Annotated in this window: 16 protein-coding genes; 8 read left to right on the plus strand and 8 right to left on the minus strand. The window is 72.0% G+C overall.

Features of this window, described 5'->3' with window-relative positions; all coding sequences use genetic code 11:
- Positions 1-40: 40 nt before the first annotated feature.
- The 3 genes from AB0389_RS32270 to AB0389_RS32280 are packed head-to-tail and all read right to left on the minus strand — an operon-like array spanning position 41 to position 3,333.
- Positions 41-1,888 (minus strand): ABC transporter ATP-binding protein, encoded by a 1,848-nt coding sequence (locus AB0389_RS32270; RefSeq protein WP_366399082.1) that lies wholly within the window; start codon positions 1,886-1,888, stop codon positions 41-43.
- 54 nt (positions 1,889-1,942) lie between these two features.
- Entirely contained in the window at positions 1,943-2,695 is a 753-nt protein-coding gene (locus AB0389_RS32275) for a methyltransferase domain-containing protein (protein WP_366399099.1), read from the minus strand.
- 41 nt (positions 2,696-2,736) lie between these two features.
- Positions 2,737-3,333 (minus strand): DUF3043 domain-containing protein, encoded by a 597-nt coding sequence (locus tag AB0389_RS32280; protein WP_366399083.1) that lies wholly within the window; start codon positions 3,331-3,333, stop codon positions 2,737-2,739.
- A 318-nt stretch (positions 3,334-3,651) separates the two neighbouring features.
- On the opposite strand from AB0389_RS32280, the gene AB0389_RS32285 reads away from it, so the two are divergent.
- Both AB0389_RS32285 and AB0389_RS32290 read left to right on the plus strand, forming a co-directional pair.
- Positions 3,652-4,434, plus strand: coding sequence for a PspA/IM30 family protein (locus tag AB0389_RS32285; RefSeq protein WP_366399084.1), 783 nt, complete (start codon positions 3,652-3,654; stop codon positions 4,432-4,434).
- 9 nt (positions 4,435-4,443) lie between these two features.
- A complete protein-coding gene (locus tag AB0389_RS32290; RefSeq protein ID WP_366399085.1) occupies positions 4,444-4,725 on the plus strand; it encodes a hypothetical protein in 282 nt (93 codons plus the stop codon).
- 169 nt (positions 4,726-4,894) lie between these two features.
- Here the strand turns inward: AB0389_RS32290 and AB0389_RS32295 are convergent, their stop codons facing one another.
- Complete coding sequence (locus AB0389_RS32295; protein ID WP_366399086.1) at positions 4,895-5,671, minus strand: peptidoglycan recognition family protein; 777 nt, start codon at positions 5,669-5,671, stop codon at positions 4,895-4,897.
- 268 nt (positions 5,672-5,939) lie between these two features.
- Here AB0389_RS32295 and AB0389_RS32300 point away from each other — a divergent pair, with 268 nt between their 5' ends.
- From AB0389_RS32300 to AB0389_RS32315, 4 genes are all read left to right on the plus strand, one after another.
- A complete protein-coding gene (locus AB0389_RS32300) occupies positions 5,940-6,944 on the plus strand; it encodes a winged helix-turn-helix domain-containing protein (RefSeq protein ID WP_366399087.1) in 1,005 nt (334 codons plus the stop codon).
- 67 nt (positions 6,945-7,011) lie between these two features.
- Positions 7,012-8,289 (plus strand): sensor histidine kinase, encoded by a 1,278-nt coding sequence (locus AB0389_RS32305; protein WP_366399088.1) that lies wholly within the window; start codon positions 7,012-7,014, stop codon positions 8,287-8,289.
- Complete coding sequence (locus tag AB0389_RS32310; protein ID WP_366399089.1) at positions 8,286-8,969, plus strand: response regulator transcription factor; 684 nt, start codon at positions 8,286-8,288, stop codon at positions 8,967-8,969. Before AB0389_RS32305 ends, AB0389_RS32310 begins: the two co-directional genes overlap by 4 nt.
- Positions 8,970-9,174: 205 nt before the next feature.
- Positions 9,175-12,342 (plus strand): efflux RND transporter permease subunit, encoded by a 3,168-nt coding sequence (locus AB0389_RS32315; protein ID WP_366399090.1) that lies wholly within the window; start codon positions 9,175-9,177, stop codon positions 12,340-12,342.
- Between the two features lie 99 nt (positions 12,343-12,441).
- Here AB0389_RS32315 and AB0389_RS32320 read toward each other — a convergent pair whose 3' ends face one another.
- From AB0389_RS32320 to AB0389_RS32330, 3 genes are all read right to left on the minus strand, one after another.
- A complete protein-coding gene (locus AB0389_RS32320; protein ID WP_366399091.1) occupies positions 12,442-15,864 on the minus strand; it encodes a S8 family serine peptidase in 3,423 nt (1,140 codons plus the stop codon).
- A 168-nt stretch (positions 15,865-16,032) separates the two neighbouring features.
- Positions 16,033-17,808, minus strand: a complete 1,776-nt coding sequence (murJ, locus tag AB0389_RS32325) for a murein biosynthesis integral membrane protein MurJ (protein ID WP_366399092.1) — start codon at positions 17,806-17,808, stop codon at positions 16,033-16,035.
- Between the two features lie 163 nt (positions 17,809-17,971).
- On the minus strand, positions 17,972-18,568 hold the full coding sequence (locus AB0389_RS32330) for an isochorismatase family cysteine hydrolase (protein ID WP_366399093.1): 597 nt from the start codon (positions 18,566-18,568) through the stop codon (positions 17,972-17,974).
- Between the two features lie 125 nt (positions 18,569-18,693).
- On the opposite strand from AB0389_RS32330, the gene AB0389_RS32335 reads away from it, so the two are divergent.
- The gene (locus AB0389_RS32335; protein ID WP_366399094.1) at positions 18,694-19,338 is read left to right on the plus strand and encodes a helix-turn-helix domain-containing protein; all 645 of its coding nucleotides are present in this window, start codon (positions 18,694-18,696) and stop codon (positions 19,336-19,338) included.
- 72 nt (positions 19,339-19,410) lie between these two features.
- Here the strand turns inward: AB0389_RS32335 and AB0389_RS32340 are convergent, their stop codons facing one another.
- Positions 19,411-20,049 carry a LysE family translocator gene (locus tag AB0389_RS32340; RefSeq protein WP_366399095.1) on the minus strand — a complete coding sequence of 213 codons (639 nt, stop codon included), beginning with the start codon at positions 20,047-20,049 and terminating at the stop codon, positions 19,411-19,413.
- A gap of 132 nt (positions 20,050-20,181) precedes the next feature.
- Between AB0389_RS32340 and AB0389_RS32345 the strand changes: the two genes are divergently transcribed.
- Positions 20,182-21,297 (plus strand): methyltransferase domain-containing protein, encoded by a 1,116-nt coding sequence (locus tag AB0389_RS32345; RefSeq protein ID WP_366399096.1) that lies wholly within the window; start codon positions 20,182-20,184, stop codon positions 21,295-21,297.
- Positions 21,298-21,502 lie beyond the last annotated feature (205 nt).

Consider the following 21,502-nt stretch of genomic DNA (forward strand, 5'->3'; position numbering starts at 1 on the left):
GGGGGTCACGCCCGGTCGCCGGGTGCCGGGTCGCCCCGGGTCAGCGCGCCGCCGCCAGGAACTGCGTCGCCGCCAGCTCCCCGTACAGCGCGTCCCCCGCCACCAGCTCCTCGTGCGTGCCCACCGCCCGGACCCGCCCCGCGTCCATCACCACGATCCGGTCCGCCAGTGTCACCGTCGACAGCCGGTGCGCCACCACCAGCACGGTGACCTCCCGCGCCACCTCCGCGACCACGTCCCGCAGCGCCAGCTCATTGACCGCGTCCAGCTGCGACGTCGCCTCGTCCAGGAGCAGCAGCCGGGGCCTGCGCAGCAGCGCCCGCGCGATCGCCACCCGCTGCCGCTCGCCGCCCGAGAGCTTGGAGCCGCGATGGCCGACGAGCGTGTCGAGCCCGTCGGGCAGCCGCTCCACCAGCCCGTCCAGCCTGGCCCGTACGAGCACCTCGTGGATCTCGTCGTCGGAGGCGCCCGGTGCGGCGAAGACGAGATTCTCGCGCAGCGTCCCGGCCAGCACGGGGGAGTCCTGCTCGACGTAGCCGATGGAGGCGCGCAGCTCGGCCAGCGGCAGCTCGCGGATGTCCCGCCCGTCGAGCAGGATCCGGCCGCCGGCCGGCTCGTAGAACCGCTCCACCAGCCCGAAGACCGTCGTCTTGCCCGCGCCCGACGGGCCGACGAAGGCCGTCATCCCCGGGCCGGGGACCTCGAAGGAGACGCCGCGGTGGACGTACGGGAGATCGTCGCGGTAGCGGAAGGTGACGTCGTCGAAGACGACCGAGGCCGGCTTCCGCGAGGCGGAGGCCCCGGACTCCGGGGCCGGCGTCCCGGTCTCCCGCGTCGCGACGTCCAGCGTCTCGGTCTCCAGCCGCTCCGCCTCCACGATCCTGGCGACCGCCGCCGTACCCACCTGGTACTGCGTCACCGCGCCCACCAGGCTCGACACCGGGTCGATCAGATAGAACAGGAACAGCAGGAACGCGACCAGCGTCGACACGGAGATCGCCCCCGACGCCACCCGCGCCCCGCCCACCCCCAGCACCGCCAGGAACGACACCTGCACGGCCAGCCCGACCGAAGCCCCGGCGACCGTCTGCCACTTCGCCGCCGCCACCCCGTGCCGCCACGCGTCCCGGGCCGCCGTCTCCACGACCGCGGTCTCCCGGTCCTCCGCGCCCGACGCCTTGACCGTACGGAACGCCCCGAAGGCCCGCTCCAGCACCGCGGATATGTGGCCGACGGCCTCCTGCGACCGCTTGGCCGCCCGCGAGATCCTCGGCATCACCAGCGCCACGGCGGCGCCGATCACCACGATCACCCCGAGCGTGACACCCAGCAGCACCGGATCCAGCAGGCCCATCAGCGTGATCGTCGCCAGGAAGGCCAGGCTGCCGGTCGCCGCCGAGACGATCGACTGCGTCGTCACCGCGCGCAGCAGGGTGGTGTCCGAGGTGACCCGGGACATCAGATCGCCTGGCTGGGTCCGCTCCACCTCGGGCAGCCGCAGCCGCAGCAGCCGCCCGATCAGAGTGCGCCGGGCGGCCAGCACCACGGACTCGGCGGTCCGCTCCAGCAGGTACGAGCCGACCGCCTGGACCGCCGTGCCGAACACCACCAGCCCGGTGAGCAGCAGCAGCACGCCGGTGATCGAGCCGTCGTCACCGAGCCGGTCGACCAGGGCCTTCGCCGCGAGCGGCTGCGCCAGCCCGGTCGCCGTGCCGATCAGCGCAAGCAGCGCGCCGAGGGCCACCGTCGCGCGATGCGGCCGGAAGTGCCGGTACAGGGCCGCCCAGGTCTCCCTGGCGGGCAGCTGGGGTGTCTCCCGCGTGCCGGCCGCGGGCGCGCTTCTCGCGTTCGGGCCGGCGTCGACGCCGACCGCTTCAGTGCCGCTCATTTCAGTGAGGACGCGAAAACGCGCCCCGCGCCTGACAGAGTCCGTGCCCGATTCTCAGCCACGGACCCCGCACAGATGCAGCAGCGCCGCCACCCTGCGGTACGGCTCCAGGCGGCCCGCCCGGTCCTCCGCCGACAGCAGCCGCTCCAGCTCCTCGCCCACCGGCGGCTCCGCGTTCCCCGCGGCGCCGTCCGTGAAGACCCGTACGCCGTACCAGGCGTGCAGCGGCGCGGCGATCCCCGCCAGCGTCGCCGTGAGCGACTCCAGCCGGTCCGCCCTGACGCGCAGGCCCAGCCGGTTGGTGTACGTGGCCGAGTCGAACGCGTCCAGCGCCTCCGCCCAGTCCCCGGCCAGCCCGGGACGGAGCGACAGCGCGTCACCGTTCCGTACGAGCAGGGACAGCAGCCCGCCCGGCGCCAGCATCCGCGCCAGCCCGGCCAGCATCGCGTCCGGCTCGTTGACGTACATCAGCACGCCGTGGCAGAGCACCACGTCGAAGCTGCCCGGCAGGAAGTGGACCCCGGTCTCCAGGCCGTCGCCCTCGATCAGCCGCACCCGCTCGCGTATGCCCGCGGGCTCGTCGGCGAAGGCCGCCTGCGCCGTGGCCAGCATCCCGGGATCGGACTCAAGACCGGTCACGGTGTGTCCGGCGCGCGCGAGCCGCAGGGCCTGGGTGCCCTGCCCCATCCCGACGTCGAGGACCCGCAGCCGCTGTCCCACCGGGAAGCGGGCGCTGATCTGCTCGTCGAGCTGGCGCGCGACCAGCTCCTGACGGACGACGTTACGGAGCCCGCCGAGCCCGGCCAGCCAGTTGGCCCGTGCCGCGGAGAAGCCGGAGACTTCCGTACTCAGAGCCGCTCTCCGCGCTTGACCTGCGGCTTCGGCAGTCGCAGTCGGCGCATCTGGAGCGTACGCATCAGGCCGTAGGCCACCGCGCCGCGCTTGGGGGTGTCCGGGAAGCGCTCGGCGAGCTGCTTCTTCAGCCGCAGCCAGATGCCGATCGAGTCGATGATGATCAGCACGATCACACCGAGCCACAGCAGCAGCGCGATGTTCTGGAGCGCGCCGACCCGCACCATGCTCAGTACGAGGATCACCACGGCGAGCGGCAGGAAGAACTCGGCGATGGCGAACCGGGAGTCCACGAAATCGCGGACGTACCGGCGTACCGGGCCCTTGTCACGGGCCGGCAGATAACGCTCGTCACCGCTGGCCAGCGCCTCGCGCTGCTTCGCCAGGTCCTCCCGGCGGGCCTCGCGCTGGCGCTTCATGGCCGTCTTGCGGTCGGTCGGCGTCGTCGAGGCGCGCCGTCGTTGCGACTGGGCCTCACTGCGCTTGGGGGTCGGGCGGCCTTTGGGGGCCTGCGGGTCGCGGGGCTGCGTGGAGAGGTCCGCCGTCACCTTGGTGGCGGTGGCCTTCTCTTCCTTGGAGCGGCTTCGGAACACAAAACCCAAGGGTACGGGGTGACGTGGTTCGGCCCCACCCCTGCGGGGAACGATCCCGCAACGTCCTGCGTCTCTTCCGGGAAGAAGACAGGGAAACGGCGGGTGAATAATTCGAATTTGCCCGCTATTTCCCGATCATCCTCCGTGGTCATCTACTCCCTGCGTCCGAGCCGGGCGGAGGTCAGTCGTCCTTGGGGAGGAGCGCATCCGCGCTGGAACAGTGCGGTAATAGAGGCAGGGCCCGTACTGTGGGTTCTGTTGGAGTGCTGTAGTCCGGAGTCCGTCAGAAGGGGGCGCGCGAAGCCCATGAGCGGTGTCATGAAGCGTATGGGGATGATCTTCCGCGCGAAAGCCAACAAGGCCCTTGACCGGGCCGAGGATCCGCGCGAGACCCTTGATTACTCGTACCAGAAGCAGCTGGAGCTGCTTCAGAAGGTACGCCGGGGCGTGGCCGATGTGGCGACGTCCCGCAAGCGGCTGGAACTTCAGCTGAACCAGCTGCAGGGCCAGTCGTCCAAGCTGGAGGACCAGGGCCGCAAGGCGCTGGCGCTCGGCCGGGAGGACCTGGCGCGCGAGGCGCTGTCCCGCCGCGCCTCGCTCCAGCAGCAGGTCACCGACCTGGAGACGCAGCACCAGACGCTCCAGGGCGAGGAGGAGAAGCTGACGCTCGCCGCCCAGCGCCTCCAGGCCAAGGTGGACGCCTTCCGTACGAAGAAGGAGACCATCAAGGCGACCTACACCGCCGCGCAGGCGCAGACCCGGATCGGGGAGGCATTCTCCGGCATCTCCGAGGAGATGGGCGACGTCGGCCTGGCCATCCAGCGCGCCGAGGACAAGACCGCGCAGCTCCAGGCGCGGGCCGGCGCGATCGACGAGCTGCTCGCCTCCGGCGCGCTGGACGACCAGTCCGGCATGGCGAAGGACGACATCGCCGCCGAACTGGACCGTATCTCCGGCGGCTCGGACGTCGAGCTGGAGCTCCAGCGCATGAAGGCGGAGCTGGCCGGCGGCTCGTCGTCGACCCAGGCGATCGAGGGCGGCACCGGTGGCACGGGCACGCAGGACGCCCAGCCGTCGACCAACAAATTCGACAAGCAGTAGGGGCGCGTCATGATCGTACGGATCATGGGGGAGGGCCAGGTGAAGCTGGCGGACAGCCACTTCGCCGAGCTCGACAAGCTCGACGACGAACTGCTGGCCGAGGTCAGGGACGGTGACGCGGACGGCTTCCGCCGCACGCTGCACGCGCTCCTGGACAAGGTCCGCGAACTCGGCGAGCCGCTGCCGGACGACTCCCTGGAGCCGTCCGAACTGATCCTGCCGGCGCCCGGCGCGACGATGGAAGAGGTCCGCGAGATGCTCGACGACGAGGGCCTGATCCCCTCCCCGTAGCCTCCCGCGGCCCCTGGCGCCCGGCCCTGCCGACTCCACTCCAGCAGCGCGACACTTCGCCCCGCCGAGTTGCCACTCGGCGGGGCGAAGCGCTGTCGGCTCAGCAGCCGACGTTGAACCGCCAGAACGCGTCCCTGGTCAGTGGTCCGGCGTCCCCGTCGGTGTCGGATCAGCCGTTGATCAGCCCGGCGGTCTCGGTACGGATCGCCGGCAGGTCGGCGTGGACCGTTCCGGGGCACAGGGTGGCCGCCCAGTCGAGGTGGCCGCCGATGGCCGGGACGGTCCGGGTGACTCCGCTGATCGGATTGCGGTAGACGACGGTGGCCAGCGGATCGATCGAGTGCCGCGCGGCGAGTTCGGCCAGCAACTGGATCAGGGTGGCGCGGGCGGCGGCCGGCGCGGGCGTCCGGGTGAACGTGCCGAGCAGGGCTATCCCCACGTTGCCGCTGTTGTAGCCGCCGATGTGCGCACCGGTGACGAGTCTCCCGGCGCTGTCGTGCGCGACCGTGCCGGCGGTGCCCGACCAGCGTCCCTCGTACACCCGGCCGTTCTCGTCGATCACGTACTGGTAGCCGATGTCCCCGTACTCCTTGCCGGCGCCGACAGCGTCGTTGCGGTAGATCGAGCGGACCCGCGCGGCCGGGTCGGGGTTGCTGCTCTCGTCGGCGGTGTGGTGGATGCTCAGGGTCTGTACGGGGTGGAACTCCGGCGGCCAGAGTTCGGCGCCGCCGACGGCGAACCGCAGCGACTCGTCCGCACCCCAGTCGGCGCGGGTCAGCAGCGGATAGGGGACGGGCGCGGACGCCGCCGCCGCCGCTGCGGCGGCCGGACGGGCGAAGGCGCTCAACGCGGCGGCGGCGCCGAGCGCTCCCAGGAGAACGCTTCTGCGGGGCGGCGAGAGGGCCTGTCCCGCGGCGCGGGAGACGGGGAGTTCCGAACGTCCCATGGTGTGGCCGGTCCTGTTCTGTCGTCGCGGAATGAGGTGGTCGGCCGCGGTGACGCGGCCGTACGGCGCGACGCGACCGCCCCCCGTACGGCCGCGTCGGCACCGCTGTTCTCCGCCGCGGGTCCGAGGAGCCGACCGTGGCGGTGCCTCAGCGTGGCGGGTCTCGCGAACTTGGCGCCACATTGTTCATAGCTGGCCTAAAAGGGCTGGTCAGAGGGGTTGTCGGGGATGCAGACTGGCGAGCGGCGAGCCGTCGTGGGAACGAGGGGTGAGCGTGGTGCTGCGGGTGCACTTCACCGCTGACGACCTGTCCAGGATCCGGTTCGTACGCGAGCCCGATCCGCTCTGGGAGACGGTGCTCAGCATCACCCTGCTGGGTACGGCGCAGGGGCGGGCCGTCTTCGACCCGTGGCGCGCGCAGGTACGGGCCGGGCTCAGCAGGCTGCAGCCGTCGCAGGTCCGGGTGCTGCGCACGCTGGCGCCCCCGGTGGGCGACTTCCCCGACTTCCTGACCCCGGCGCAGGCGTCCGAGGGGCTGGAGCCCGGCATCGAGGCGGTACTGACCACCCCGCGCGGCCAACTGCGCCGGGAACTGGAGGCACTGCCCGGCGCGCCGCCCTGGGCCCGTCCCCTGGCCGAGGGGGATCCGGAGACGCTGAAAGGGCTCGGGGGCGCGCTCCGCGCGTACTACCGCACCGCCGTCGCACCCTACTGGCCGCAGATGCGGGCCCTCGTCGACGCCGAGCGGGCGCTGCGCTCCCGCTCCGTACTGGACGACGGCAGCGAGGGAATGCTGGCCGGCCTGGCGCCGATCCTGCGGTGGCGAAGACCGGTGCTGGAGGCGGACTACCCCGTGGAGCACGACATCCAACTGGCCGGGCGGGGCCTGGTGCTGGTGCCCTCGGTGTTCTGCTGGCGGATGCCCATCACCCTCGTCGACCCCGGGCTGCCGCCCGTGCTGGTCTACCCGATCCCCCGTGTGCCGGGCTGGTGGGCCGGCCCCGACCACACGGCCGGATCCCGGAGGCTCGCGAACCTCCTCGGCCCCACCCGGGCCGCCTGCCTGCGTCTGATCGAGGACGGCTGCACCACCGGAGAACTGGCCCGGCGCCTCGGCATGACCCCGCCCACGGCCAGCCAGCACGCCACCACACTGCGCGAGGCGGGCCTGACCACCGCGACCCGGCGGGGCAACACCGTGCTCCACGTCCTCACCCCGCTGGGCGCGGCCCTGCTCAGCGCCCGCCCCGGCCAGGACTCCCGGCAGGGCTGACCACCGGGCCGGCCGTCGGGGCGCTCGCGACCGGGCTGCCCGCGTGGGCGGCGTACCGTTGCGAGGTGTGACGACTCTCGGCGAAGTGTGCGCCCGCTCGCGGGAACGGGCGTACGCGCATCCCCTCGCCTCCGACGCCTTGCTGTCGGCCGGTGTGCTGCTCTGCATGATCGTGGGGTCGTTCGCCGACCACGGCGGGCCCGACGGGCCCGTCTTCGGCAGCCGTGCGCCCACGTCCCTCGGGGTGGTCCTGATGGTGCTCAGCGCCGCCGTACTGGTCTTCCGGCGCCGCGCGCCCACGGCCGTACTGCTGGGCACCGCCGGGCTGACCCTGCTCGGGCTGATCATGGTCCACCCGCCCGCGCCCGCCGTCCTCACCGCCGTCATCGCGCTCTACACCGTCGGCGCGCACACCGACCGCCCCACCACCTGGCGGGTCGGCCTCGGCACCATGACCGTCCTCACGGCGGTCGCGATGGTCGTCAGCAGTGCCCCCTGGTACGCCCAGGAGAACCTGGCGATCTTCGCCTGGGCCGGCATGGCCAGCACCGCCGGGGACGCCGTCCGCAGCCGCCGCGCCTTCGTCGACGCCATCCGCGAGCGCGCCGAACGCGCAGAACGCACCCGCGACGAGGAGGCGCGCCGCCGCGTCGCCGAGGAGCGGCTGCGCATCGCCCGCGACCTCCACGATGTCGTCGCCCACCACATCGCCCTGGTCAATGTGCAGGCCGGCGTCGCCTCGCACGTCATGGACAGGCGCCCCGACCAGGCCAAGGAGGCGCTCGCGCACGTACGGGAGGCCAGCCGCTCCGCGCTCAACGAGCTGCGCGCCACCGTCGGGCTGCTCCGCCAGTCCGGCGACCCCGCTGCCCCCACCGAGCCCGCCCCCGGCCTCGCCCACCTCGACGGGCTCCTCGACACCTTCCGCAACGCGGGCCTGCCCGTGGAGTTCCTGGTGGGCGGGCCAGGACCGCGCCGCGAACTGCCCGCCGCCGTCGACCTCGCCGCGTACCGGATCATCCAGGAGGCGCTGACCAACGTGCGCAAGCACGCGGGTACGGGCGCGAAGGCCGAGGTCAGCGTCGTACGGATCGGATCCACCGTGGAGGTCACCGTGCTCGACCACGGCGGCGACAGCGGCACGGGCGACCCCAGGGCGCCCGCGTCCCCCGCCCCCGCTCCCGACAGCGGCGGCCACGGCCTCATCGGCATGCGCGAGCGCGTCACCGCCCTCGGCGGCACCCTCACCGCGGCACCCCGGTACGGCGGCGGCTTCCGCACCCAGGCGATACTGCCCGTCGACGGCCGTACGGACGACCGCGCGGCGCACGGGGAGAACAGATGACGATCAGGGTGCTGCTCGCCGACGACCAGACACTGCTGCGCAGCGCGTTCCACGTACTGGTGGACTCCGAGCCCGACATGGAGGTCGTCGGAGAGGCCGCCGACGGCGCCCAGGCCGTCGCCCTCGCCCGCTCCACCCGCCCGGACGTCGTCCTGATGGACATCCGTATGCCCGGTACGGACGGCCTCGCCGCCACCCGTACGATCAGCGCCGACCCCGACCTGGCCGGGGTACGCGTCGTCATGCTGACCACCTTCGAGGTCGACGAGTACGTGGTGCAGTCGCTGCGCGCCGGCGCCTCCGGCTTCCTCGGCAAGGGCGCGGAACCCGAGGAGCTGCTCAACGCCATCCGGATCGCGGCGGCGGGCGACGCCCTGCTGTCACCGGCCGCGACCAAGGGCCTCATCGCTACCTTCCTCGCCCAGGGCGGCGGCGACCCCGAACGGGACCCGGGCGGCCACTCCGAGCGGCTGAACGCGCTGACCGGGCGCGAGCGCGAGGTGCTCGTCCAGGTCGCGGGCGGCCTCTCCAACGACGAGATCGCGGCACGCCTCCAGGTGAGCCCGCTGACGGTAAAGACGCACGTCAACCGGGCCATGGCGAAGCTAGGCGCCCGCGACCGGGCCCAACTCGTCGTCATCGCCTACGAGTCGGGACTGGTACGCCCGAGGGTGGAGTGAGCGCCCCGGCGCCGTACTCCAGGTGCGGTATGCGGCAGATAAAGAATGAAGACCTGGGGGCGACGGATCCGGCTCGCGGATGGCTGATCGTATAAACAGCACCGTCCCCATGTGCCGGTAAACAGCACCGGCCCCATGTGCCGGTCGCTCCCGGAGGAGCAGCGCTCCTCCGCCTGCCGCGTACACCACAGAAGAGAGACCCCCAATGTCCTGGCTGTCGAAATTCAGCCTCGCGCAACGGGCCCTGATCGGGCTGATGTCGATCATCGCGATCGTGTTCGGCGCGATCGCGATACCCCAGCTCAAGCAGCAGCTGCTGCCCTCCATCGAACTGCCGATGGTGTCGGTGCTCGCTCCCTACCAGGGCGCCTCCCCCGATGTGGTCGAGAAGCAGGTGGTCGAACCGCTCGAGAACTCCCTCAAGGCCGTCGACGGCCTCAAGGGCATCACCTCGACGGCGAGCGAGGGCAGTGCCATCATCATGGCCAGCTTCGACTTCGGCGGTGAGAACACCAAGCAGCTCGTCGCCGATGTCCAGCAGGCCGTGAACCGCGCCCGCTCCCAGCTCCCGGGCGAGGTCGACCCGCAGGTCATCGCCGGCTCGACGGACGACATCCCGACCGTCGTCCTCGCCGTCACCTCCGACAAGGACCAGCAGGCGCTCGCCGCCCAGCTGGACCGTACGGTCGTGCCCGCCCTCCAGGACATCTCCGGCGTCGGCCAGGTCACCGTCGACGGCGTCCGCGACCTCCAGGTCGCCGTCACCCCCGACGACGCGAAGCTCGCCGCCGCGGGCCTCAACACCATGGCGCTCGCCGACGCGCTGCGGGCCGGCGGCGCCGCCCTGCCCGCCGGTTCGTTCGCCGAGGACGGCAAGAGCCGTACGGTCCAGGTCGGCAGCGGGTTCACCTCGCTCCAGCAGATCAAGGACCTGCGCATCGCGCCCCCGGCCGGCGCGGCAGCGGGCGGCGCGGGCCAGACCGGCGCCACCAAGGCCGTCCGCCTCGCGGACGTCGCCACCGTCGAGCAGAAGCCGGCCGCCGCGACGTCCCTGACCCGGACGGACGGCAAGCCCAGCCTCGCCGTCATGGCCACGATGGACAAGGACGGCAGCGCCGTCGCCATCTCCGACGCCGTCAAGGACAAGCTGCCCGATCTGCGCAAGGACCTCGGCTCCAGCGCCACCCTCACCGTCGTCAGCGACCAGGGCCCCGCCGTCTCCAAGGCCATCTCCGGGCTCACCACCGAGGGCGCGCTCGGCCTGGTCTTCGCCGTGCTCGTGATCCTGGTCTTCCTGGCCTCGATCCGCTCCACGGTCGTCACCGCGGTCTCCATCCCGCTCTCCATCGTGCTGGCGCTGATCGTGCTGTGGACGCGCGACCTGTCGCTCAACATGCTCACCCTCGGCGCGCTGACCATCGCGATCGGCCGCGTCGTGGACGACTCGATCGTCGTCCTGGAGAACATCAAGCGGCACCTCGGCTACGGCGAGGAGCGCGAGACCGCCATCCTCACCGCCGTCAAGGAGGTCGCGGGCGCGGTCACCGCCTCCACGCTGACCACCGTCGCGGTGTTCCTGCCGATCGGTCTCGTCGGCGGCATGGTCGGCGCGCTCTTCGGCTCGTTCTCGCTGACCGTCACGGCGGCGCTGCTCGCCTCGCTGCTCGTCTCGCTGACCGTCGTCCCCGTCCTCTCGTTCTGGTTCCTGCGGGTCCCGAAGGAAGCGGCCGGCGTCGACGCCGAGGAGGCGCGCCGGCTGGCCGAGGAGAAGGAGACGCAGAGCCGGCTCCAGCGCTTCTACGTGCCGGTGCTGGAGTTCGCCACCCGCCGCCGCCTCATGAGCGCCGGCATCGCGGTCGCCGTCCTCCTTGCCACCTTCGGCATGGTGCCCTTCCTGAAGACCAACTTCTTCGACCAGGGCGAGCAGGAAGTCCTCACCATCAAGCAGAAGCTGGAGCCCGGCACCAGCCTGGACGCGGCCGACGCCGCCGCCGCGAAGGTCGAGAAGGTCCTCGCGGACGTCGACACCATCAAGAACTACCAGGTCACCATCGGCTCCTCCGGCTTCATGGCTGCCTTCGGCGGCGGTACGGGCGCCAACCAGGCCTCGTACCAGATCACGCTGAAGGACGCCAAGGAGTACGAGTCCACCCAGCACGAGATCGAGAAGAAGCTGGCCGGCCTCGACGGCATCGGCGACACCACCATCGCCGCCGGTGACGGCTTCGGCAGCCAGGACCTCAGCGTCGTCGTCAAGGCGTCCGACGCGGACACCCTGCGCAAGGCCGCCGACCAGGTCCAGGGCGTCGTGAAGAAGCTCGACGACGTCACGGACGTACAGAGCGACCTGTCGCAGTCCATCCCGCGCATCTCGGTCAAGGCCAACTCCAAGGCCGCCGACGCCGGATTCAGCGACGCCACCCTCGGCGCGGCCGTCAGCCAGGCCGTACGGGGCACGACCGCCGCGAAGGCGATGCTCGACGACACCGAGCGCGATGTCGTCATCACCTCCGCAGAACCGGCCACCACCATGGCCGAGCTGAAGGACCTGCGGCTCGGCGCCGTGAAGCTCGGTCAGATCGCCGATGTGGAACTCGTCCCCGGACCCGTCTCCATGACCCGGATCGACGGCGCCCGCGCCGCCACCATCACGGCCCGGCCAACCAGCGACAACACGGGCGCGGTCTCCACCGCGCTCGCCTCGAAGATCGACTCGCTGAAGCTCCCGGACGGCGCGACCGCCTCCATCGGCGGCGTCTCCGAGGACCAGAACGACGCCTTCGTGAAGCTCGGCCTCGCCATGCTGGCCGCCATCGCGATCGTCTTCATGCTCCTCGTCGCCACGTTCCGCTCGCTGATCCAGCCGCTGATCCTGCTCGTCTCGGTCCCGTTCGCGGCGACCGGCGCGATCGGGCTGCTGCTGATCACGGGCACCGCGATGGGCGTCCCGGCGATGATCGGCATGCTGATGCTCATCGGCATCGTCGTGACCAACGCGATCGTGCTGATCGACCTGATCAACCAGTACCGGGCCCAGGGCCTCGGCGTCGTCGAAGCCGTCATCGAGGGTGGCCGGCACCGGCTGCGCCCGATCCTGATGACCGCCCTGGCGACCATCTTCGCGCTGGTGCCCATGGCCCTGGGCATCACCGGCGAGGGCGGCTTCATCGGCCAGCCCCTGGCCGTGGTCGTCATCGGCGGCCTCGCGACCTCCACCGTCCTGACGCTGCTGCTCGTACCGACGCTCTACGCGATGGTCGAACTCCGCAAGGAGCGCCGCGCAGGGAAGAAGGCCGCGAAGCGCGCCGCCAAGGAGGCCCCGGCGACGGAGACTCCGGCGGCCGAGCCGGAGCAGGAAACCGTCAACGCGTAACCGCCGCCCGGCGGAAGCCGAACGCCCCGGTACGGACCGAAACCATGGTCCGCACCGGGGCGTTGGCGTGTCCGGCGCCCGCGTTTCCGCGGACAGGCTCTACTCGGCGATGAGGTAGGCCCGCTCGATCGTCTGGGTCAGCGTGTTCCCCGCCCGGTCGGTCAGCTCCGCCCGCAGCGAGACACTGCCCGCCCCCGCCGGATGCGTCAGCCTCAGCCGGTCGCCGCCGACCGCCTTCGCGCGCTGCCAGCTCGCGCCCTCGTCGTACGAGACCGAGAAGGCGAGCTTCTTGACGCCGCCCCCGGCAGGAGCGCCCTCGACGGTGAACGGCACCGTGAACGGCCCGCCCGCGGGCGCCGTGCTCGACACCGACAGCTCCGGCGAGAACCGCACCGACGACAGCGGCAGCGCCACCGGCTTCCCGTCCTCCGGGGTCTTTGCCGACCGGAACGCCCAGTCCACCGCCACCCGCGTGCTCACCGGGTACACCGCGGGATCGCGCGAGACATCCATCGTCAGCCGGTACGGACTGTCCCCGGCGGGCACCTCGTACGCGACGGTCCCGTCGACCGGGGCGTACTCGCTCTCGATCTCCGTGCCGTCGGCCAGGAACGACGACTCGACCGAGGTGTAGTCGCTCAGCCCCATGTTCCCGGCACCGTCACCGAACAGCGGAAGGAACGCCTTGATCGTGTTCCCCCGCCGCTCCGCACCCGGGAAGAGACCGCCCGTGAACGCGACCGAGGGATCCAGGCCCGGGCCGAACACCCCGATGTTGAACGACTCGCGGGTGCTGCTGCCCGCCTCGTACCTCTTGGGCCTGCTCATCAGGAAGGTGTCCGTGACGAGGAACGGCCGCTCCGGGTTCGGATACAGCGTGCCCTGCCAGACCCGGTGCGACCAGCTGACGTCATTGGCCAGCACATACTCGGTCGTCCGCGCCGACGGGCTCAGCTCGTGGTTGACGGTGGAGGTGCTCCACAGGATGTCCCCCTCCGGCGTCCGGGGCGAGTTGTCGATCCGCGCCAGCCTGCCGGTGCCCGGGGACCCCACCAACACCTCGGTCCTGGCGAGCCGTTCGCGGCCGATCCGGTCGGCGAAGCCGCCCAGGTCGCCTCGGCGCACCCAGGCCGCGCGGTAGTTCACCGGCGTCCCGTCCCCGTCCGTCCGGGCCCAGCTGCCCGAGTACAGCGCGTACCCGTCGTCGGACGTCGGCTCGCCGCCGATCATCCCGAACCGGCGGCCCTCGAACGCCGGAAGCATGTAGTCGAAGCTGCCCGGCCGGTCCGGATCGCTCCGGTCGTACATCCACACGACCGTGGCGTTGGTGCTGACGGCGGCGCTGTCCGGCACCGTGACATCCATCGGCGTCGCGTCCCGCGCGTCCACCGTGACGCTGGTGTCCCGGTCCAGCTTCAGCCGAGGCCGCATCAGAATCGCGTTGTCCGTGGAACTCCGCTGGGTGTGGATCACCCCGCTGAGCGCGTAGTCACCCGCCGGGACCCGCGCAGTGACCTCCCCGTTCTCCGGGTTGGCGTACTCACCGTAGAACTGCCGGCCGATGCCGATCAGCGACGTCGAGGCATCACCGGTGGGCCGGCCCTCCGCGTCGAGGTGCTTGAGCGTCAGGGTGTACGACTCCTTCTCCCGCTCCACCCCGACCGCCGTGCGCACCGCGACCGAACCGTCCGCCGAGGCGGCCGTCACCGCGCCGCCGAAGGAGCCGTCCACCGAACCGGCCCGGGTGTCGGAGGTGACATCGGCGCTCGCCGTACCGCCCGCCGGAACGGTGATCTTCTCCGGCGACACGGTGAACATCCCCTCGGCCGCGGGCGTCCCGTCCACCGCCCGCGCGTCGGCCGACAGCTCCAGCGTCACCGGCTCCGTACCGAGGTTGCGGTACGTGACCTGCTTGGTCACCGGCTTGTCGTCGTCGTGCGGCCACTGCTGGAGACCGAAGCCCAGCGGCCCGGTCTCACCGATGACCTCCTGCTCCATCGCGCGCACCACCTCGGTGCGCCCGGTGCCCTGCTGGAAGGAGCTGTACGGGCCCGGCTCCGCCGAGCCGGTCAGCGCCGCCTTGATCCGCCGGCCGCTCCAGTCGGGGTGCCGCTGCGCCAGGATCGCGGCGGCTCCGGCGACATGCGGGGTCGCCATCGACGTACCGTCGATGGCGAGATACCCCGGCACGTCCGAAGGAACCTCCTGCTCCAGTACGCTGCCGGCCGCCGCCGCGGCCATGATCGCCACGCCGGGGGCGGTCAGATCGGGCTTGACGCCCGCGTCGCCCACCCGGGGACCGCGGCTGGAGAAGTCGGCCAGTACGTCGGACGTGTCGACGGCGCCCACGGTGAGCGCGGCGTCCGCGCTGCCCGGCGAGCCGACGGTGCTCTCCCCGTCGCCCGAGTTGCCCGCGGCGATGACGAACAGCGTGTCCGTCTCGGCGGAGAGCCGGTTGACGGTCTCCTCCATCGGGTCGATCCCGGGGGAGTCGTCCCCGCCGAGGCTGAGGTTGACCACATCGGCGCCCTCGGCCACGGCCCACTCCATCCCGGCGATGATCTCCGAGTCGTAGCCGTCGCCGTTGTCGTCCAGCACCTTGCCGTTGAGGATCTTCGCCCCGGGCGCGACGCCCCTGTAGCGCCCGCCGGACTTCGCCCCGGTCCCCGCCACCGTCGACGCCACATGCGTGCCGTGGCCGAACGCGTCGCCCGGCCCGTCCGCCTGGGCGAACACCTTCTCGCCGACCACCTGCGCCGCCAGATCGGGGTGGCCCGTGTCGATCCCGGTGTCCAGTACGGCGACGGTCACCCCGCTGCCGTCGTACCCGGCCTCCCAGGCGGTGGGCGCCCCGATCTGCGCCACGCTCCGGTCCAGGCTCGCCTTGCGCTGCCCGTCGAGCCAGACCTTCTTGACGGCGGTCCCGGCCGCGAAGCGGGTGGGCGCCTCGTCGCCCCGGGTCTCCTCGGTGACGGCGTCCCAGAACGCGGAACCGTCCGCGCCGGAGAGCCGCATGGCCCGGCTGTTGACGGTCGGCAGCGTCCGCTCCGTACGGATGCCCGTCCGCTTCAGCGCGCCGGCGGGCGGCAGGCTCCTGCCGGTGAAGGAGGTGATCAGCGGCAGCGTCGCGGAACCGCCGTCGCCGCCGCCGTACCCGTACTCCAGCAGTCGCGTCACATCGAAGAGCCGGGCGTCCAGCTTCCCCGCCGCGAGCAACGGCCGCGCGTCGACGGGCACGACGTGCGTGTGCCCGTCCGTCGTACGCACCGAGAACGCGGCGTTCTCCCGCCCCTCGGCCCGCTCGATCCCCACCACCCGGTCCCCGGCCCCCACCAGCACCCGGTCCCCGGTCACCAGCACGACCGTACGCACGGGCCCGCCTCCGGAGCCGCCACTGCGGTCCCCGGCCCCGGGCACCGCCGGCTGCGCGGACGCCACCGGCATCCCCGGTATCAGCACCACGGCGGAGACCACTCCGACCGCCGCGGTCCGCCACCGTCTGCGTAGCGCCTTGGATTGCACAACTGCCTCCTGATACGCGGAACTTGACTGGGAACTCGCGTCTCCCGGAGGTAGGACAGGTCGGGAGGCCCGCCGGGTTGTCACGCGTCGCGCACCGGCCGGAACAGGCTTACGCGCTCCGGCCGGCCGGAACGGGAGTCGCGCGTCCCGCGCCGGCCGGAACGGGGCTCAGCGCCCCAGGCGACCGCGCACCGCGCCCATCAGGGCGTCCAGTTCCGGCAGCCGCATCAGCCGGGCGAGCCCCAGGAAGACCACGCCAAGCACCGCCCCGCCGGCCGCCAGCGCCACGGCCGAACCCCCGGCGCCGCTGCCCAGCTCGCCGGTCACCGCGCGGGCCGCGCCCCAGGCGGCGAAGGCCGCCGGCGCCGACGCCACGATCAGCCGCACGTACGTACGCACGACACGCGCGCCGTCCAGCTCCCCGCCCAGCCGCTTGCGCAGCCGCCGCCAGGCGACCCCGACACCGACCGCGAAGGCCAGCCCGTACGACGCGGCCATCCCGGCGACGGCCCAGCGCGCCGGCAGCAGGACGAAACACAGGCCGGAGGCGGACGCGTTGACCACGGCGACGATGACCGTGTTGTAGAAGGGCGTCCGGGTGTCCTCGTACGCGTAGAAACCGCGCAGCACCACGTACTGCACCGAGTAAGGAACGAGCCCGAGGCCGAAGGCCATCAGGACGTACCCGATCCCCCGCGCCCCCTCGGCGCCCGACCCCGCGTACAGCAGCGTCGCCATCGGCACGCCCAGCGCCAGGAAGGCGAACGCGCACGGCACGATGGCGACGGCCGAGGTCCGCAGCCCGGAGGAGATGTCGTCCCGTATGGCCGCCGTGTCGTCGTCGTGGGCGGCGCGCGAGATCCGGGGCAGCACGGCGGTCATCACCGAGACGGTGATGATGGCCTGCGGCATCTGCCAGAGCAGCAGCGCGTAGTTGTACGCCGTGATCCCCGACCCCGGGTAACCGGCCCGCTCGGCCAGCGAGCCCGCCTCGGTGGCCAGTTGGGTGACCACCACCAGGCCGGCCTGGTTGGCCAGCACGAAGGCCAGCGTCCACTTCGCGAGCCCCATCGCCTTGCCGAGCCCGTGCCCCCGGAAGTCGAAGCGCGGCCGGAGCCGGAAACCGGCACCGCGCAGATACGGCAGCATCGCCAGCGCCTGCACGGCGAGCCCGAGCAGCGTGCCGAGCCCGAGCAGCCGTACGGCCCCGGGGGTGACGGTCGAGGGGCCGACGCCGGACTCGGTGAAGGTGCCGAAGGCCCAGATGAAGCCGGCGAACGTGGCGATCGTCACGAGGTTGTTGAGGACCGGCGTCCACATCATCGCGCCGAACCGGCCACGGGCGTTCAGGATCTGGCCGAGCACCACATGCGCGCCCATGAAGAACATGGTGGGCAGGCAGTACCGCGCGAAGGTGACCGTGACGGCCATGCGCTCCGGATCGGAGGCGATGTCCGGCGACATCATGCGCACCAGCAGCGGGGCCGCCAGCACCCCGAGCGCCGTGACCACCGCCAGCCCGGTGATGACCAGCGTGAAGAGCCGGTTGGCGTACGCCTCGCCCCCGTCGTCGTCCTTCTTCATGGCCCGCACGAGCTGCGGCACGAACACGGCGTTGAGCGCGCCGCCGCCCACCAGCACGTAGATCATGGTGGGCAGGACATTGGCGACCTGGTACGAGTCGTTGAGCGCGCCGACACCGATGGCGGTGGCCATCACGAGGGTGCGCAGGAACCCGGTGATACGGGAGACGATGGTGCCGGCGGCCATGAGGGCGCTGGACTTCAGAAGGCTGGAGGAGCCTTTGCCGGGCGCGGCGGGGGGCTTGGCGGGGGGTGCGGCAGGCGGCTTGGCGGGTCGCCGCAGCTGGACGGTGTCGTCGGCGTGTAAGGGACCGCCCGGTCGCGCGCTGTTCTGATCATGGGACGTACTGGACGTGCTCATTTCCTGCCTCGCTCGCTCACGCGTGATCGGTTCGTGCCGACACACCATGCCATTGAGTGGGCGGGCGCGAGACCGAGGCGGTGCGGGTGCGCGTGCGCGCGTGCGTGCTTACGGCGACGAGGGCTACGGCGGCGGCGAGGGCGGCGAGGCAGGAGACGGCCCGTCAGCGTACCTTCGCCGCCCAGTCGGCCACGGTGGTGACCTCCGCCTGCTGCGGGAAGACCTTCTCCGTCAGCACCCGGTGCACCTCGGGGTCGGCGTCGTGGCAGCCGTCGGACAGGACGGTGAGGCCGAAGTCCAGGTCAGCCGCCTGGCGCAGGGTCGACAGCACGACACCGCTCGTGGCGATGCCGGTGAGAACGAGGTGGTCGATACCGCCCGCCCGCAGGACCACGTCCAGATCGCTGCCGGCGAAGGCGCTGACGCGGCGCTTGGTGACAACGGTCTCGCCGGGCTCGGGCGCGACGTCCGGATGGATCTCGGTGGCCCGTTCGGCGGCGGCACGGGCGGCGGCAGTGGCGGCGGCATCGGCATCGGCACCGGCCGGGGCCCCGGCGCGCAGAAGTCCGCCGAACATCTTGTTGCGGGCGCTGATCTCCGGATACCCGGGGCGGAACCCGACGACGGCGTAGATCACGGGAACGCCGCCCGCCCGAGCGGCGTCGACGGCCTCGCGCAGACGCGGGAGGTAGCCGGGAGCGGGGTAGCGGTCGACGACGACGCGCTGGACATCCATGACGAGGAGAGCGTGCTGGGCCACCGTCATCCTTCCGGACTGCGAAGAGAGCAAGCCAACGCTTGCAAGTCAACGATTGATTACTTGGTGCTTGGTAACGTAACCGTGCTTCAGAGCCAAGTCAACGGATGATTACTTAGGGGGTCTGCGTGGCGACGGGAGAGACCCGCGAGGGGAGCGGGACCGGGGGACCCCGGCGACGGGACGCGGCGGCGACCCGGCAGGCGCTCCTGGAGGCCGCGCACAGCCGCTTCATCCGCCTCGGGTACGAGCGCACGACACTCCGGGACGTCGCGGGCGACGTCGGGGTCAACCTGGCGCTCATCAAGCGGTACTTCGACTCGAAGGAAGGCCTGTTCAAGGCGGCCCTGACGGCCACGCCCCGGTTCCTGGGACGGGAGGGCGACTTCCCCGAGGGCCGCGAGGCGCTGGCCGAGGCGCTCAGCCGTCAACTGGCGGCCGACGCCTGGCCGGAGTTCGGCGAACACCCCGTACTCATGCTGCTGCGCCCCTCCGGGGACGAGCAGGTAGACGCCCTGCGCAGACGGGCGCTGGAGGACTTCAGCCACCGCGTACGGGAAGCGGCGGGCGCGGGCAGCCCGCCGCAGGACGACCCGGCCACCGAGGACGACGCCGATCGTCTGCTGCGGGCGGAACTCCTGGTCGCGCTGGGCGTCGGCGTCGCCGTCGTACGTTCCGCGGTAGCCCTGCAACCCCTGCGCGACGCGACCCCCGAGGACCTGCTCGGCCCACTCCAGGACATCGTGAACGCCTTGCTGGCACCCCGCCCCTGATCGGCTCATCCGCGCAGGGCGCGGAAGAACTCGGTGAGGTCGTCCGCGAGCGGCGCGGGCTCCGGCGCCGGCTCAGTCCTTGCGGCCGGTCGCGGCGATCGTGACCCCGAGCCCGATCATGGCGAGCCCACCGGCCCCGCCGACCAGGGAGAGCCGCTGGGGTGAGCGGCCCAGCCAGTCGCGTGTGGTGGCCGCGACCAGTCCCCACGTGGTGTCGGAGACCACGGCGATGACGTTGAAGACCAGGCCGAGCAGCAGCATCTGAGCCGTGGCATGGCCCTGGGTCCGGTCGACGAACTGCGGCAGTACGGCGGCGAAGAACACGATGGCCTTCGGGTTGGCCACGCCGACCAGGAACCCTTCCCCCAGCGTACGCAGACCCCCCTGCGCCGGGGCACCACCGGCGAACGCGGCGGCCAGCGACCCACGTTGCCGCACCGCCTTGACGCCTAGATATACGAGATACGCAGCGCCCGCGAGCTTGAGCACGGTGAAGACAAGCACCGAACGCTCCACCACGGCCCCCACCCCGAGCGCCACGGCCAGAACGAGCACGTACGCGCCGAGCGTGTTGCCCACGACGGTGGTCAACGCGGCCCGCCGCCCCTGCGCCAGAGCCCGTCCGATCACGAACAGCACGCTGGGGCCGGGAATGACGATCAGGAGAAACGACATGGCGGCGAAGGCCAGAAGTCGATCGGTGGACACCATGCGCCCATGGAAACAGACGGCGCCGGTCTCCCCGCAACCGCTTTTCAGCCACCGAGATTCACCGCGGCGATCCGGCCCGAGCGGGCATGGGAGCCTGGGTCCGTTCTGCCGGTTGAGAGAGGGGATGTCCCCATGGGCGATCAGCGCGAGCCGGAGGCGGAGGGCGGTTGGCCGGCCGATTCGCCATGGGTTCGCACGGCGGTTGAGGATCTGCCGAGGCACCTCTTCGCCCCGGACCGGGTATGGGTCTGGGACGGCTCCGCCTATGTCCCGGTGGACCGTACGGCGGATCCCGGACGCTGGGCCGAACTCGTCTGTCCGGGGCCCGACGAGGCCACGATCACGCAGATTACGGACGGACTGGCCACCTCCAGCCTGTCCTGTCAGGCCGTCGTGGTGGACATGCTCGATTCGCTGATGCCAGAGCCGGGCCACCGCGTACTGGAACTGGGCACCGGGGCCGGCTGGAACGCCGCTCTGCTGGCGGCACGGGTCGGCCCGGGACGGGTCACCGGCGTGGAGGTCGACCCCGGGCTCGCGGAGGCGGCGCGAGTGCGTCTCGGCGCGGCAGGAGCAGAGGTGAACGTGGTCACCGGCGACGGCGCCCACGGCTGGGCCGAGGGAGCGCCGTTCGACCGCGTCATCGCGACGTACGCGGTCGACGAGGTGCCGTGGGCGTGGGTGGAGCAGACCCGGCCCGGCGGCCGGATCGTCAGCCCCTGGGGCCGGCTCGGACATGTGGCGCTCACGGTGGCGGACGATGGCCGTTCGGCCAGTGGCTGGATGCAGGGACTGGCGACGTTCATGCCGAGTCGCGGCACAGGCCAGGGCCTGCCCTGGGACCGGATCCGGGGAACTGCCACGGCCGGGCCGGAGGGCCCTTTCCGGCAGCACGTGCGACGCCTGCACGATGAGGTGAGTCTGCTGTTCGCCCTGCGCGTCGTACTCCCCGACGTCCGGATCACCACGCGGGCGGACAGCGACGGCGTGAGCGCCTGGCTGCACGACGGCCGCGCGTCGTGGGCCACCCTCGACGCACGAGAGGGAGGCGCGGCCGTGGCGTACCAGGGCGGCCCCCGCCACCTGGCCGATGAGACCGACCGGGCGATCGAGACATGGCTGACCGCCGGGGAGCCGAGCCTTTACGACTTCGGCATGACCCGGACCCCCGACCAGCAATTCATCTGGACCATCGACAAGGACACCGGCCCCCGCTGGACAGCCACCTCGCCCCCGGCGGATCTCTGAGCAGGGGTGACGCGGCTGGTCACGGTGGTGTTGTCGGGTGCGGGTCAGAGCGGTTTTGAGTGGTGTGGGTGGGTGGCGCGGGTTGTTGGGTGTGGGGCCGCCCCTCCAGCTGTGAGTTTCGCGCTTCCGGGCCGGGTGTCAAGGGCGCTCCTCCGTCGCGTCGGCTGCGCCGATTCCGCTGCGCTCCACCCTGGACACCCGGCCC

The sequence above is a fragment of the Streptomyces sp. NPDC093109 genome (genome assembly GCF_040701725.1).
Classification (GTDB): Bacteria; Actinomycetota; Actinomycetes; order Streptomycetales; family Streptomycetaceae; genus Streptomyces.